Here is a 15,028-nt window from a genome sequence, read left to right on the forward strand (position 1 = left end):
CCGGGTCGGCATCCGGCCCCATACTGGCCATCGCCGGGCATTCCTACAGTTCCTGCTATGAACGACAACTCCTCCCGGCCGGCCGAGCGGGCCGCCGGGTCGGCCGCGCTGCGGCTCACCGGGCTGACCAAGCGGTTCGGCCACACCACCGCCGTCGACTCCGTGGAGCTGACCGTGCCGGCCGGCTCGTTCTTCGGCCTCGTCGGCCCGAACGGTGCCGGCAAGACCACCAGCCTGTCGATGGCGGTCGGGCTGCTCCGCCCGGACGCGGGCCGCGCCGAGATCTTCGGTGTGGACGTCTGGCAGGACCCGATGGAGGCCAAGCGCCAGGTCGGGGTACTGCCGGACGGGCTGGCCTTCCCGGAGCGGCTCACCGGCCGGGAACTGCTCGGCTACTTCGGGCGGCTTCGGGGGATGCCGGCGGACGTGCTGGCCGGGCGGATCGACGAGCTGCTGCGGGTGCTCGACCTGGAGCGGGCCGAGCGGACCCTGGTACTCGGCTACTCCGCCGGGATGCGCAAGAAGATCGGCCTGGCCACCGCGCTGCTGCACGCGCCCCGACTACTCGTCCTGGACGAGCCGTTCGAGGCGGTCGACCCGGTCTCGGCGGCGTCCATCCGGGCGATCCTGCGCCGGTTCGTCGCCGGTGGCGGCTCGGTGGTGCTCTCCAGCCACGTGATGGCGCTGGTCGAGCAGGTCTGTGACTCGGTCGGGGTGATGCACCGGGGACGGGTGGTCACGGCCGGACCGCTCGCCGAGGTCCGGGGTGACCGGAGCCTGGAGGAGAGGTTCGTCGAGTTGGTCGGCGCCCCGGTGCCGAGCGGGGAGGAGCTGTCATGGTTGGCGTCCTGTCCGCCGCGAACACCTGACACTGCTTCCGGTACGTCGCCGCGACCTGATCCTCGGGCTCTACGGCGCCGCCCTGACCGGGGTCGGCCCGGCCGTCACCCTGATCGCCTCGACCGCCCTGGTGGCGTACGGCGCCCGGCTCGGCGTCGTACCGGCGCTGGTCGGGGTGCCGGCCGTGATCCTGCTGGTACTCCTGCTGGTGGCGCTCGCCCGACTGGTGGTGGCGACCCTCGGCGCGGTACTGGGCAGCCGGCCGAGTGCGGCACTGAGCGCGCTGCCCTGGGCGGTGCTCACCGCCGGGATGGCGCAGTGCTGGGTCGTCTTCGTCGCGCTCGGCGGCAGCGCCCGGCCGTTCGCCGACGGGCTCCCGTCCGCCGCCGCCCGAACGCTGCGGATCCTGCCGTCCGGCTGGCCGGTCGTCGCCGTCGAGTCGGCGCACCGGGGCGACTGGGCGCTGGTGGCCGCCGCCCTCGCCGGGCTGGCCGTACTCGCCGCGCTGGTCCTGCTCGCCTGGGCCTGTCTCCTGGACCGCCCCGCCGCCGCCCCGGTCTCCAGGGTCGCCCGGCGTACGAGTTCCCGGCCGCCGGGCTCCGCGTTCCACGCCGTACTCGGCAAGGAACTGCGTACCTGGTGGCGGGATCTGGTCCGGATCCACTACCTCAGCTTCGCCCTGGTCTACGGGCTGGTCTTCGTGCTGATGCCGTTGGTGATCCGGATCAGCGACCTGCTGCCGCTGGCCGGGCTGGTGGTAGCGATCATGATCGCCTCCTCCTCGGCACACCTGTACAGCTCCGACGGCACCGCGTTGTGGATGACCCTGATGGCGCCCGGTACGGAGCGGATCGACGTACGCGCCCGGCAGGTCGCCTGGCTGCTCGTCGTCGCGCCGCCGGCGGTGCTGCTCACCCTCGCCGGCCTGGTCGGCGCCGTGCACTGGTGGACCCTGCCCTGGGTGGCCGGGCTGCTGCCGGTGGTGCTCGGCGCCGGTTCCGGACTGGTGGTGCTGGTCTCGGTGCTGGTGCCGGTCCGGATGGCGGACCCGCACCGCCGGGGCGGCAACCCGGGTGAGGACGGCGGTCCGGTCGGCGGACTGGTCTGGCTGATGCTCGGGCTGCTCGCGGTGGCCGCCGCACCGACCGCCTGGCTGCTCTACCAGGGCACCCGGGCCGGCGACTCGACCATGCTCTGGTCCGCGACCCCGGTCGGGGTGCTCAGCGGGCTGCTGCTCGGCTGGGTGCTGGGGCGGCTCGCCCACCGGCGGCTGGCGGCTGGCGGCCCGGAGTTGCTGGCCCGGGTCGGCAGGGCCTGAGCAGCCGCCCGGCGAGTCCCGGGTTCGGGTTGGCACGGGGCGGCCCGAACCCGGGACTACCGCAGCAACGCCTCGGCCCGGCCAGACCGGCGAACTCGCGGTCAGGAGGGCAGAGTGACGGTCCTGCCCTGTTCGCGGGCGGTCTGCGCGGCGGCGAGCACCGTCACCACGTCCCGGCCGAACCGCACGTCGCACTGGTGGTCGCGGGTGCCGCTGTCGACCTCGGTGCAGAGCTGTTCGATCGCCAGCCGGAGCGCGTCCACCGGAGGGCCGGTCCGGTCCGGCACCACCGTGATGCCGTCCTCGCCGTAGAAGGCGAACTCGACGGTGGTCGAGGCCGGCGGGGCGTCCAGGGCCAGCGACACGCTGCTGGTCGCGGTCTCGCCGTGCGCCAGCGTCAGGTGCACGCTGTTGCGGGGCCCGCCCATCGCGGCGACCCGGGTCACCTGGCCGAGCACCGGCAGGATCAGGGAGAGCGCGTGCGGGCCGACGTCCCAGAGCGCGCCGTGGGCCCGCCGCCACGCCGATCCGCCGTACGGGTTCCCGGGCTGGAAGATCGACGCGTGGTGCACGCCCCGGGCACCGTGCCAGCCCCCGGTCGCCGCCGCGCCGGCCAGGAAGGTGGAGATGGCCGGATGGAAGCGGTTGGTGAAGAAGACCACCGAGGCGACCCCGCTCTGCGCGGCGGCCGCCACCACCCGGTCGGCGTCCGGCAGGCTCAGCGCCAGCGGCTTGTCCAGCAGCAGGTGCCGGCCGGCGGTGGCGGCCCGCACCGCCAGATCAGCCTGGACGTCCGGCGGCAGCGCCACGGCCACCGCCTGCACTGCCTCGATCAGCGCGTCGGCGTCGCGGTAGGCCGGCACGCCGTACCGGTCGGCCAGGGCTTCGGCCTTGGCCGGGTCCCGGCCCCAGACTCCGGCGAGGCGGGCCCGGGGATGCCCGGCGAGCGCGGCCGCGTGCACCTCCGCCGCCCAGTGACCGGTGCCGAACAGTCCGAACGTGAGCACGCCAGTCCCCTCTTCGCGCCGCTTTGAGCAGGGAGTTCTTCCTAGCACACCGGGGCGGTCCCGGCCGACCTAGCCGGCCCGCCGCTTCCGTCGCCGCCGGTCACGGCCGTGCCGCTGGTTGAACCGCTGAATCGTGTGGTACGCCTCCCGCGCCTCGGCGACCGACCGGTTCGCCTCGGAGAGCAGTTCCCAGGCGGCGGCCTCGGCGGTCCGGGCCTCCTGCTCGGCACGCCGGGCCCGGGCGGCAGCCCGGTCGTACCCCCGGCGCGCCTCGGCCAGGCACATCCGGGCGAGGTCGAGTCGCCGTTCCCGCTCCTCCTGCGCCGGGTCCCAGTTCCCGGTACGCCGGAACACCTCGCGCAGTTGCGACAGCGAGAGGTCGCCGCGCCGGTACGCCGCCAGGGCCGCCCGGGCCACCGCGCGGTCCCGTTCCGGGTCGGGACCGGAACCGCCGGCCGGTGCGCCGGCCGCCGCCTCCCGGCCGGCGAGTACCGCCTGCCAGGCCCGGTCGTACTCCCGCTCGGCCGCCTCCTGGTGCGCCCACGCCTCGTCCCGGTGCCGTTCCGCCTCGGCCAGCGACACCCGGGCGGCGGCGGCGATCGCGGCGGCCCGGCCGGCCTCGGTCTGGGTCGCCACCGCGTACGCCTCCAACTCCTCGACGGCGGCGCGCAGCCGCTCCGGGTCGGGGCGCGGGGTCCTCGGCCGGTCCGCGACCACGGCGAGGACGAGGAGGGAGAAGAGCACCACACCACCGGCGATCAGCAGCGCGGAGAGCGCGTCGATGCCGGACAGGTCCACGCGGCGGGGCTCCCGGTGAGGTGGCGGGGTCGGGGGTGTCGCCAATCATAGAAGGTGCTGATATTCCCACCATGATCGCCCAACCCCCGGCGCACCGGGCCGACCCGGACCAAGGGCCTACTACGCCGGTTAGTAGACTGCGGCGGTGAGCAGAGACCGGTCCCGCGCCGCCGCGCTGCCATCCCGCACCGGCGTTCACCCCGGGGCCGGCCGGTGAACGACTTCCTGGTCACGTCCTCGATCGTGCTCTCGCTGGTACTCGCCGGCTGGAGCCTGGTGACGACCATGCGCAACCGGCCGCCGGACGTCTCCCACCTCGCCGGCCTGGCCGTGCTGGAGCTGGTGCTGCTGGCGCTCGCCGCCGCGGCGGTGGCCGCCTGGATCGGCGGCGAGCAGCCCGCCGAGGCCGGCACCTTCGCCGGTTACCTGATCACCCTGGTCTGCCTGCCGCCGCTGGCCGGCGTGCTGGCCCGGATGGAACCGACCCGCTGGGGCTCGGTGATCGTCACCGTCGTCTGCCTGGTGATCCCGGTGGTCGTGCTGCGCCTGCAACAGACCTGGCAGATCCCCGGTGGCTGAGCCGGTGGCCACCGAGCCGACGACCTCCGGCACGCCGCGCAGGCGGATCAACAGCGGTCCGGGGCGGGCGCTGGTCGCGGTCTACATCCTCTTCGCGATCGCCGCGAGCTGCCGGGCCGGGGTGCAGATCATCACCAAGTTCGACGAGGCCCCGGTCGCGTACCTGCTCTCCGCGCTCGCCGCGGTGATCTACATCGTGGCCACCGTCGGGCTGGCCCGCGGTGACCGGGTCGGACGCCGCACCGCACTGGTCTGCTGCACCGTGGAACTCGTCGGGGTGCTCAGCGTCGGGGCGTTGAGCCTGTTCGATCCGGCGCTCTTCCCGGACGACACCGTCTGGTCGGACTTCGGCGGCGGCTACGGCTACGTCCCGCTGGTGCTGCCGGTGCTCGGCCTGCTCTGGCTGCGCCGCACCCGAACCGCCCGGAGCAGCTGACGGCAGTGGTCACCTGACGGCAGTGGTCACTCGACCGCGTCGGAGCGGTACAGCCGGATCCAGCGGTAGCCGTACCCGGCCAGTTCCAGCGCGTCGAGCTTGCCCACCGGCGGGTACTCCCGGTCGGCGAGTACGTCGATCGGCATGTCCGCCTCCGGCAGGAGCGCACCCAGGTTGACCACGGCCGGCCGAGCGCCGAGGTTGTGCAGGAAGAGCATGCAGCCGGTGAGCCCGTCTGCGCGGTGCGCCAGGACGCCGGGCGGCATCTCCTGGTCGACGTGCGTGCACGAGCCGGAGCCGACCTCGGGTGCCTCCCGCAGGGTACGGATCATCCGCTCGAACCAGGCCAGCAGGGATTTCGGGTCGTGCCGTTGCGCGGTGACGTTGACCCGCTCGTAGCCGTACTCGCCGCTGTCGATCACCGGCCGGACCAGCCTGTCGGCGGGCGCGGTGGAGAAGCCGGCGTTCGGCTTACCCGACCACTGCATCGGGGTACGGATCGACTCCCGGCCCGGCAGCGAGAGGTCCTCCCCCATCCCGATCTCCTCGCCGTAGCGGAGCACCGGCGTGCCGCGCAGCGAGAACTGGAGGGCGTACGCCAGCTCGATCCGGCGCCGGTCGTTGCCGAGCATCGGGGCGAGCCGTCGCCGGATGCCCCGGTCGTAGATCCGCATGCTCTCGTCCGGGCCGAACTGCTCGTAGACCTGGGCCCGCTGCTTGGCGGTGAGCCGGGACAGGTCGATCTCGTCGTGGTTGCGCAGGAAGGTGGCCCACTGGGCACCGGCCGGCAGCGCCGGGGTGTCGCGCAGCGCGTCGATGATCTGCTCCGGGTCCTGCCGGGCCAGCGCGAGCATCAGCCGGCCGTTCAGCATGAAGTCGAAGAGCATGTGCAGCCGGTTCGCGGAGCCGCCGCTGTCGCCGAAGTAGTGCACGAGGTCCGCCGGTTCCACGTTCGCCTCGGCCAGCAGCAGCGCGTCGGCCTGGCGCCACTGGACATGCTGGCGCAGCTCGGTGAGGAACTCGAAGTCCTTGGGCGAGTCCGGGTTGCCCGGCTCGGTCAGCTCGATGATGAACGGCGCCGCGTCGAGCCGGAACCCGGACACACCGAGCTGGAGCCAGAACGACATGATCTTCTTGATCTCCGCCCGTACCGCCGGGTTGCCGAAGTTGAGGTCCGGCTGGAAGCGGTAGAAGCGGTGGTAGAACCAGGCCCTGGCGGTCCGGTCGTAGCTCCAGGTCTCCTCCTGTTCGCCCGGGAAGACCATGCCCTGGCGCCGGTCCGGTGGCGCCTCGTCCGACCAGACGTACCAGTCCCGGTACGGCGAGTCCGGCGACGACCGAGCGGACTGGAACCACGGGTGCTGGTCGGAGGTGTGGTTCACGACGAGGTCGATGATGACCCGGATGCCCCGGTTGGCGGCCTGGTGCAGCAACTCCGCGAAGTCCCCGAGGGTGCCGAGTTTCGGGTCGACACCGTAGAAGTCGGTGGCGTCGTAGCCGTCGTCCCGATGCGGCGAGGGGTGGATCGGGTGCAGCCAGAGACAGGTCACGCCGAGCCGGGCCAGATAGTCGAGGCGGCCGATCAGCCCCTTGATGTCGCCGACCCCGTCACCGTCCGAGTCGGCGTACGTGTCGATGTCCAGGCAGTAGACGACAGCCTTGGCATACCACCGGTCCCTCATAGCCGAAGCTCTTTTCCAATCGGCCGGACCGGCAAACCGGAGGTCGACCACACCCGCAGGATTCTCGTGGATCCGCGGTGAGCGATTCCCGTGGATCCGCGGTGAGCGACTCCCGTGGATCCGCGGTGAGCGACTCGACGGTGTAACCGGGGCGATCACGGGGTAAAGCAGACCTCCTCCCCGGGCTCTTCCCTGGATCTCCGGGGCTTTCCGCCGAACCGACCTACGAGCCGACGAAGGAGTGGGTGCGCGGTGGCCCTCGCCCAGGACGTGGACCCGACGCACCTTGGCGGGCTGACCGGCTGGATAGCCGGGGTGATCGACGCGATGGGCGTACCCGGGGTGGGTCTGCTGGTCGCGCTGGAGAACGTCATCCCGCCGGTGCCGAGCGAGCTGGTGCTGGCGATGGCCGGCTACCTGGCCGGCGAGGGCCGGATGAACGTGGTCCTGGTGGTGATCTCCGCCACCGCCGGCTCGGTGCTCGGCGCCGTACTGCTCTACTGGCTCGGCGCGGCGCTCGGCGAGGACCGGCTCAAGCGCTGGCTGGACCGGGTCCCGCTGGTGGACACCGACGATCTGAACCGGGCCGACCGCTGGTTCGAACGGTACGGCTCCTGGGCGGTGTTCTTCGGCCGGATGATTCCGGTGTTCCGCAGCCTGGTCTCGATTCCGGCCGGCGCCGACCGGATGCCGGTGAGCCGGTTTCTGATCCTCACCACGCTGGGCAGCGGCATCTGGAACACGGTCTTCGTCGGCCTCGGCTACGGTCTCGGGTCCCGTTGGCAGCAAATCGACAGGTACGCCAGCTACTTCGACTACGCGCTGCTGGCCGTCTTCGCGGTCATGATCGGGCTGTGGGTGGTCAAGAAGCTGCGTCGGCGCTCGCACCGGGGCCAGCCCGCCAGCCCGCGCTGACCCCCCGGCGCCGTACCCGGCAGGGGCAGGGAAGGGCCCACGCTTGTCGCTTTCTGTGGTAGCGGGGGCCCTTCCTCGCACCTCAGTGGCGGAAGGTGAACCAGTTGAGGTTGGCGAAGTCCGCCGGCTGGCCGCTGCTGAAGGTCAGATAGACCGTCCGTACCCCGGTCACCGCCGAGACGTTGCCGGGAATCGACTGCCAGCTCTGCCAGCCGCCGGTGTTGCCGACGGCGAGGCTGCCCAGCACCGGACCGGTCGGACTGTCCACCCGGACCTGCACCAGACCGCTCACCCCGCCGCCCGCGCCGGAGGCGAGCCGGGCCACGAAGTCCCGGGGCGGCGTCGACCCGAAGTCGACCCGGTCGTACCGGACCCAGTCACCGTTGGCCAGCCAGCCGATGTTCTGGCCGCCCTCGCTGCACGTCTCGACCCCGACACCCTGCTGCCCCTGGTACGCCTCGGCCTGGATCGTCGAGTACGCGCTCACCGTGCCGCCCGGCGGCGGCGTGGTCGGCGGCGGGGTCGTCGGCGGGTTGGTCGGGTTGCCGCCACCGCCCCGGCTGTACACGGCGACGTAGTCGACCAGCATCGGCCGGCCGGAGACGGTCGCGGAGGTCGGGGTGGTGCCACCGGCCACGCCGTTCGGGAACGAGCCACCCATCGCGACGTTGAGCAGCAGGAAGTAGCCGGCGTGGTCGGTCATCTGTGACCAGTACGAGCCGACCTGGGACTGCGTCACGGTGTGGTAGTGCTGGCCGTCGACGTACCAGCGCAGTTGCTGCGGGCTGACCGAGGCGTCCCACTCGAACCGGTAGGTGTGGAACGCCGACTGGCAGGTCGAGCCGGGGCAGGCGCGCTGGGCACCGATGCCGTTGAACTCGTTGCACGGCCCGCCGGGCGCGACGCCGCAGTGCAGTACGCCCCAGACCGAGTTGATCCCGTTGACGTTCTCCATCACGTCGAACTCGCCGATCCCCGGCCAGTTCTGGTAGTTGCCCCGGTACGGCGCGCCGAGCGCCCAGAACGCCGGCCAGTAGCCGGCCGCCGCCGCGCCGGTCACGTTCGGCATCTGGATCCGCCCCTCGATCGCCAGCACCCCGCCGGCCGGCGGTTTGAAGTTGCTGCGGACGGTCTCGATCCGGGACGAGGTCCACTGGCCGGAGGCGTTGCGGACCGGGGTGATCCGCAGGTTGCCGCTGCCGTCGTGGCTGACGTTGGCGGTGCTGTTGGTGTAGGTCTGGATCTCGCCGGTGCCCCAGTTCGCCGGGCCGCCGGGATAGCTGGTGCCGGTGTCGATGATCCAGTTCGTCGACGAGGGCAGCGTGTTGGCCGCGCCGGTGAAGTCGTCGCCCCAGACCAGGCTCCAGCCGGAGGCCGGCGGTGGAATGGCGGCGCGGGCCGTCACGGTCACCGTGCCGAGGGCGGCGGCGAGCAGGGTGGACGCGGCGACCAGCAGGGCGAGGCGGCGTCTGGTGTTCCGGCCGGCGGAGACCGGCCGGGCGACCCGGATGGTGTTCATGTGCGGGCCTCTCTACAGGGGACGGGGGGTGCCCCACGTAGTGGCGGGCCCCTACGTGGGGGTCGGAGCTGAGAGAGCGCTCTCTCAGGAGTTGTACGTCCCGGGCCCCCACATGTCAACACTTGTCGATGCCCTGCCGCACCGCAACACCTGGATGCCACGATCGGTGGGGGGCGGATGCCGCGATCGGCGCCCCAGGGAGTTTTCCGGCATCGACACTGAGGGTAATGAGCTACCGGTCGCGCCAGCGACGCTGTGCCGAGCGAGTGACGGCGGTGATGGTGATGGTGATGGTCGATGAGACGGCCGCGCCCGCAAGACCCGTACCGGAAGCCGGACCCGACCCCCTGACGGTCGGGGTCGAGGAGGAGTTCCTCCTCGTCGACCCGGTGACCGGCGCGGCGGCACCCGCCGTGGAAGCGGTACTCGCCGAGGTGCCGGACGAGTTGCGCGGGCAGGTACAGCACGAGTTCCAGACCAGCCAGATCGAGATCGGCACCCCGCCCGGCCTGGAGCTGAGCGCACTGCGGCACTCGCTCGGGCTGCTGCGTACCGGGCTGGCCGACGCGGCGGAGGCGGCCGGGGTACGCCTGGTCGCGGTCGGCACCGGCCCGGTCGACGGCCCGATGCCGCCGCTGGTGGAGAACCCACGGTTCCACCGGATGATCGAGCAGTTCGGGTTGATGGTCCCGTCCCCCGGGGTGAACGGCATGCACGTGCACGTCGGGGTGCCCGAGCCGGAGATCGGGGTGCAGGTGCTCAACCACCTCCGCCCGGCGCTGCCGATCCTGCACGCCGCCACCGCGAACTCGCCCTTCTACCAGGGCCGGGACACCGGGTACGCCAGCTGGCGCTCGGTGCTCTGGGAGCGCTGGCCGTCGGTGGCGCCGACTCCGTGGCTGGAGTCGCACGCGCACTACGAGAGCCTGGTCGACGATCTGATCGGCACCGGGATGATGCTCGACGAGGGCATGCTCTACTGGTACGCCCGGCTCTCGTCGAGGTATCCGACGGTGGAGATCCGGATCGGCGACGTCTGCCCGGGCCTGGACGACACCATCCTGATCGCGGCCCTGGTCCGGGCGCTTGTCGACACCGCGCTGGCCGACATCGCGGCCGGGCTGCCGGCGCCCCGGGTGCCGCACCACATGCTGGTGGCGGCGCACTGGCGGGCGGCACACGACGGACTCGAAGGGCTGGCCGTGGACCCGGTCGACGGCGGTCTGCGGCCGGCCTGGCACCTGATGCGCCGGCTCTTCCACCGACTCCGACCGGCGCTCGAACGGCACGGGGACCTGCCGGTGGTCACCGAGCTGCTGAGCCGGTTGCAGGCACACGGCACCGGCGCCGCCCGGCAGCGGGCCGCCTACGCGGGGCGGCACGAGATCTCCGACGTGCTGGACGATCTGGTCCGACGTACCCGGGGCAGCGCCGGCCATGCCTGAGAAGCTGGTGGTGGTGGGCGCCGACGCGGCGGGGATGTCCGCCGCGTCCCAGGCCCGCCGCCGCCGGGACGCCTCGGAACTGGAGATCGTGGCGTTCGAGCGCGGCAACTTCACGTCGTACTCGGCCTGCGGCATCCCGTACTGGGTGGGTGGGGTGGTCGACGACGTGGACCAGCTCGTCAGCCGGGATCCGGCCACGTTCCGCAGGGACTTCCAGGTCGACGTACGCCTCCGGCACGAGGTGGTCGACATCGACCTGGACCGGCGTGAGGTGGTGGCCCGGGATCTCGCGCGCGGCGGGCGCGAGGTCCGGGAGGGCTTCGACCAGTTGATGTACGCGGCCGGCGCGGTACCCGTCACCCCGGACTGGGCCCGCACCGACGCGGCCGGGGTGTTCGGGGTGCAGACCCTGGACGACGGCGCGGCGCTGATCGACTGGCTGGACGGAGATCCGGCGCCGCGCCGGGCGGTGGTGGTCGGCGGCGGCTACATCGGCGTCGAGATGGCCGAGGCGATGATCAAGCGCGGCCTGTCGGTCAGCCTGATCGAGCGGGGCCCCGAGCCGATGTCGACGGTCGACCCGGACATGGGCGCCCTGGTCCGTCGCGCGCTGTGTGGGCTGGGCCTCGAGGTGCGCAACGGGGTCCGCGTGACCGGGCTGGAGACCCGGGACGGCCGGGTCACCGCCGTGGTCACCGACGCCGGCACGCTGCCGGCCGACGTCGTGGTGCTGGGTCTCGGGGTACGCCCGAACACCGCGCTCGCGGCCCGGGCCGGCCTGCCGCTCGGCCCGACCGGCGGGATCCGGGTGGACCTGCGGATGCGGGTGGTCGACACCCCCGGGGTCTGGGCGGCGGGCGACTGTGTCGAGTCGGTGCACCGGGTCTCCGGCCAGGCGGTATTCGTGCCGCTCGGCACCCACGCCAACAAGCAGGGCCGGGTCGCCGGGATCAACATCGGCGGCGGCTACGCCACCTTCGCCGGAATCGTCGGCACCGCCGTCACCCGGGTCTGCGACCTGGAGGTGGGGCGTACCGGGCTGCGCGAGGACGAGGCGGCGGCGGCCGGCTTCGAGTTCGTCACCGTACTGGTGGAGTCGATGAACCGGGCCGGCTACTACCCCGGGACGAAGATGATGACGGTGAAGCTGATCGTCGAACGGCGCAGCGGGCGGCTGCTCGGCGCCCAGATCGTCGGCCGTTCCGAGGCGGCGAAACGGATCGACGTGCTGGCGGTGGCGCTGTGGAACCGGATGACCGTGGACGAGATGGCCGGGCTCGATCTCGGCTACGCGCCGCCGTACGCCCCGGTCTGGGATCCGGTGCTGGTCGCCGCCCGCAAGGCGGTCGAGTTGATCCGCTGAGCCGGCGGTTCCGGTGTCACAGCGTTTTCGATCCTCAGGAGTCGGTCCAGCACGGGATCCACGTTGGGTCCGGTGAGTTCGCCGATGATCGCCAGCGCTTGCAGACAGTAATCGTACGCGGCCTTCCGGTCCCCGCGGGCCCGGAAGGTGTCCGCCAGCACCGCCAGTCCGGCCGCCCGGCGTCGCGAGTCCGCGATCGCGGTACTGAGCGCAATCGCCGCGGACGCCCGCTCCAGCGCGGCCGCGTGGCGGCCGAGTACGCGCTCGGCGTCGGCAGCGGTGATCAGAATGTCACAGCGAGTGGTATCGTCCCGGCCCCGCGCCTGGATCGCCAGCGCCAGTTCGCAGCGGCGCAGCGCCTCCTCCGGCCTGCCGGTGTCCAGCCACAGCGCCGCAAGCCGCTCGTGGGTCATCGCCTGGTCACGCCACGTCCCCAGATCCTCCCGGATCGCCAACGCCTCCTCGTAGCAGGCGGCGGCCCGGTCGTACCGGCGCAGTTGCTGGTGCGCGTCACCCAACCGGTGCAGCGTAGCCGCCTGGCCGAGCAGGTTTGTGCTCTCCCGGCAGCCGGCCAGCACCCGTTCGAAGATGCCGATCGCCGTGCGGACCTCGCCGGTCTTGAGGTAGACGTTCGCCAGGTTGTGCGAGCAGACGTCGATCGGACCGCCCGTACCGATCTCCTGGGCCAGTTGCAGCCCGGCCTGGAAGGCGCTTGCCGCCCGATGGTAGTCGTGGAGCACGAAATAGGTCCCGCCGAGATTGTTCAGCGTACCGATCTGCCCGATCCGGTGCCCGTCCGCCTCGGCGGCCGTCAGCGCGATCTGGTGCATGACCAGGACGTCGTCCTGGCGCCCGTACCGACCGAAGGCCTCGTGCACCGCACCCGGGATCTGCCATGCGTGCCGGTGGAACCCCTGGTCCGCCGCCGCCCGTACCACCGCGGCCAGGTTCGCGCGCTCCGCCTCGCACCAGCGCTGGGCCTCGCCGTCGCTGTCGAACCGCAGCGGCTCGACCTTCTCGCCGCTTGGCAGGTCCGGCACCCGGCGTCGGTGCGGGGTCAGCACCCGGGCGGCGTCGACCGCCGACAGCAGGTACCAGTCGAGCAGTCGCCGCAGCGCGGCCCGGCGGCACTCGGCGGGCTCGTCCTGCTCAGCCCGGTGCGCAGCGTAGCGTCGCAGCAGGTCATGCAGTTGGTACCGGCGGGCGGTGTCGTGGTTGACCAGGTGGCGCTTGGCAAGCGCGTCGAGCAGCCGCTCCGCCTGCCTGGGCTCGATGCCGACCAGCGCGGCGGCGGCCGCTGGACTGACGTTCCGGCCGGGATGCAGACCCAGCAGGCGGAACAGCCGGCTCGCCGGCGGGTCGAGTTCGTTGTACGACCAGGCAAAGACCGTACTCAGCCTGACGTCTTCCTCATCGTCCTCCGGGAAGTCCAGCAGCCGGCCCCACAACTCGTCGACGAGGTCCGCGATGCTGGCACGAGGGCGGGCGGTGATCTGCTCGCCCATGATCCTCAGTGCGAGTGGCAGTCCATCGGAGAACTGTGCCAGCGTCTCCACGGGTCCGGGTTCACCTCCGGCCCGGTCCGTGCCGATCACCCGGCTCAGCAGGGTACGGCGGTCGTCGTCGGGAAGCGGCGGCACCGTGATGCTGCGGATGCCCTGCCGGATGGTCAGGCTCATCAGCCGGTTGCGACTGGTCACCACGGTCACGCAGCCCTCGGCGGCGGGAAGCAGCGGGCGGACCTGGTCGGAGTTGCGGACGTTGTCCAGGATGATGAGCATCTGCCGGCCGGCGAGAAGTTGGGTGAACCGCTCGCGGCGCTGCTCACCTCCGGTGGGGACACGGTCGGCCGGGACGCCCAGCGCGCGCAGGAACCGTCCCAGGGCGTCCTCCGGGGACACCGGCAGCGTCGGTCCGTAGGCGTCGGCGTTGAGGTAGAGCTGCCCGTCCGGGAAGCGGTCACGGTGCCGGTGCGCCCAGTGCAGCACCAGGGTCGTCTTGCCCACTCCCGGCATGCCGTTCACCACGACGACCCGGCCGCCGGCCGCCGGGGTCCGCGCGGCCGCGTCGAGTTCGGCCAACACCGGGCGGTGGCCGGTGAAGTCGGGGATGTCGGCGGGTAGCTGTCGCGGCGGGCTGAACGCCGCCGGCTCGTCGGGGTCCCGCCCGGTGGGTACGGCGCGCACGGGTTGATTGCGCATGCGTAGTGCCGGCAGATCAATTGTCGGCTCGGTCCGCATCTTCCGTCGGTATCGCTGACGGAAATCGATCGAGAACCGCCGGCCCTCATCCTCGCGCCCGCTCGCGTAGAGGGCGGTGATCCAATACCGTGCCAGGGTCTGATCGACGTCGTAGGTCAACAGCAGCGGTTCAAGCCGACTGAGTACCGCGTCGTAACGGCCAATTCGGCCATGGCTCTCGGCGAGCAGCTTGTGCGCCGCAAGAAATCCCTCCCTCATGGCCCGGCGGATGTGTTCGGATCGGGCGCTTCGAAGATCGGCGAGTGGCTGACCCCGCCACAGATCGACCGCCGTGCACAACAGTGCGACGGACCTTTCGTGATCGCCCTCGTCGGCAGCGGCGCGGGCGGTCTCGACCAGGCGACGGAATCGGTGGTAGTCGACCAGTTCCGGATCGACGCCGAGCCGGTACGCCTCGCCCGGCATCCGGACGAGAGCGTCCGGCAGACCGGCCGACCTCAGCACGGCACGAGCGCGGCTGACCAGGGCGTGCAGGTTTCCTCGACAGGCATCGACCGGCCGGTTTCCCCACAGGTGATCGACGATCACGTCGACGGACACCGGGGAACCCTTGTGATAGAGCAGCAGCGCCAGTAGACCACGTTGTTTCGCCGCACCCAGCGACACGAGGTGGCCGCCGACGCGCAACGCTGTGGGGCCGAGTATCACGAACTCCACGGGCGTCGTCCCTCCGTCGGACCGACTTACCCTTCATCAGTTTCTTCCCGACCACTTCGACGACCAAGCCCTATTCCCATCGTCAAACTTCCGACATTCCGCTATGTGGACGCTGCAAGCCGGCTGCAAGCCGTCCTGCAAGCCGACCGGCAACATTGTCACCGACTCTCCCATCGTCTACGACGAGACGAAGGGGAGGATGAGATGA

Annotated in this window: 11 protein-coding genes and 2 pseudogenes; 7 read left to right on the forward strand and 6 right to left on the reverse strand. The window is 71.9% G+C overall.

Going from position 1 to position 15,028, the window contains the following annotated elements:
- Positions 1-57: 57 nt before the first annotated feature.
- Both EV371_RS34740 and EV371_RS34745 read left to right on the forward strand, forming a co-directional pair.
- Positions 58-846 (forward strand): annotated as a pseudogene (locus EV371_RS34740) (ABC transporter ATP-binding protein); the annotation flags it as partial.
- The gene (locus EV371_RS34745) at positions 767-2,158 is read left to right on the forward strand and encodes a hypothetical protein (protein ID WP_130464766.1); all 1,392 of its coding nucleotides are present in this window, start codon (positions 767-769) and stop codon (positions 2,156-2,158) included. The pseudogene EV371_RS34740 and the gene EV371_RS34745, both read left to right, overlap by 80 nt.
- Positions 2,159-2,259: 101 nt before the next feature.
- Here the strand turns inward: EV371_RS34745 and EV371_RS28525 are convergent, their stop codons facing one another.
- Positions 2,260-3,165 (reverse strand): Gfo/Idh/MocA family oxidoreductase, encoded by a 906-nt coding sequence (locus EV371_RS28525; protein WP_130464767.1) that lies wholly within the window; start codon positions 3,163-3,165, stop codon positions 2,260-2,262.
- Positions 3,166-3,234: 69 nt separating this feature from the next.
- A complete protein-coding gene (locus EV371_RS28530) occupies positions 3,235-3,963 on the reverse strand; it encodes a hypothetical protein (protein WP_130464768.1) in 729 nt (242 codons plus the stop codon).
- Positions 3,964-4,143: 180 nt separating this feature from the next.
- Here EV371_RS28530 and EV371_RS28535 point away from each other — a divergent pair, with 180 nt between their 5' ends.
- Both EV371_RS28535 and EV371_RS28540 read left to right on the forward strand, forming a co-directional pair.
- On the forward strand, positions 4,144-4,542 hold the full coding sequence (locus EV371_RS28535; protein ID WP_130464769.1) for a hypothetical protein: 399 nt from the start codon (positions 4,144-4,146) through the stop codon (positions 4,540-4,542).
- Positions 4,535-4,978 (forward strand): hypothetical protein, encoded by a 444-nt coding sequence (locus EV371_RS28540; RefSeq protein ID WP_349340683.1) that lies wholly within the window; start codon positions 4,535-4,537, stop codon positions 4,976-4,978. Before EV371_RS28535 ends, EV371_RS28540 begins: the two co-directional genes overlap by 8 nt.
- A 26-nt stretch (positions 4,979-5,004) precedes the next feature.
- On the opposite strand, the gene EV371_RS28545 is transcribed toward EV371_RS28540, so the two are convergent.
- Positions 5,005-6,660 (reverse strand): alpha-amylase family glycosyl hydrolase, encoded by a 1,656-nt coding sequence (locus tag EV371_RS28545; RefSeq protein ID WP_130464770.1) that lies wholly within the window; start codon positions 6,658-6,660, stop codon positions 5,005-5,007.
- 252 nt (positions 6,661-6,912) lie between these two features.
- On the opposite strand from EV371_RS28545, the gene EV371_RS28550 reads away from it, so the two are divergent.
- Positions 6,913-7,575: a DedA family protein gene (locus EV371_RS28550; RefSeq protein ID WP_130464771.1), complete on the forward strand. Its 663-nt coding sequence runs from the start codon at positions 6,913-6,915 to the stop codon at positions 7,573-7,575.
- Between the two features lie 82 nt (positions 7,576-7,657).
- Here the strand turns inward: EV371_RS28550 and EV371_RS28555 are convergent, their stop codons facing one another.
- Positions 7,658-9,094: a carbohydrate-binding protein gene (locus EV371_RS28555; RefSeq protein ID WP_130464772.1), complete on the reverse strand. Its 1,437-nt coding sequence runs from the start codon at positions 9,092-9,094 to the stop codon at positions 7,658-7,660.
- Between the two features lie 284 nt (positions 9,095-9,378).
- On the opposite strand from EV371_RS28555, the gene EV371_RS28560 reads away from it, so the two are divergent.
- Together EV371_RS28560 and EV371_RS28565 are read left to right on the forward strand one after the other, a co-directional pair.
- The gene (locus EV371_RS28560; RefSeq protein WP_130466280.1) at positions 9,379-10,539 is read left to right on the forward strand and encodes a glutamate--cysteine ligase; all 1,161 of its coding nucleotides are present in this window, start codon (positions 9,379-9,381) and stop codon (positions 10,537-10,539) included.
- Positions 10,532-11,902, forward strand: a complete 1,371-nt coding sequence (locus tag EV371_RS28565; protein ID WP_130464773.1) for an FAD-dependent oxidoreductase — start codon at positions 10,532-10,534, stop codon at positions 11,900-11,902. Before EV371_RS28560 ends, EV371_RS28565 begins: the two co-directional genes overlap by 8 nt.
- Here the strand turns inward: EV371_RS28565 and EV371_RS28570 are convergent.
- Positions 11,827-14,142, reverse strand: a complete 2,316-nt coding sequence (locus EV371_RS28570; protein ID WP_486484983.1) for an ATP-binding protein — start codon at positions 14,140-14,142, stop codon at positions 11,827-11,829. The two genes, EV371_RS28565 and EV371_RS28570, sit on opposite strands and share 76 nt — an antisense overlap.
- Before the next feature lie 21 nt (positions 14,143-14,163).
- A pseudogene (locus EV371_RS34750) lies at positions 14,164-14,568 on the reverse strand (AfsR/SARP family transcriptional regulator); the annotation flags it as partial.
- Positions 14,569-15,028 lie beyond the last annotated feature (460 nt).

It is taken from the genome of Plantactinospora sp. CNZ321 (assembly GCF_004217235.1).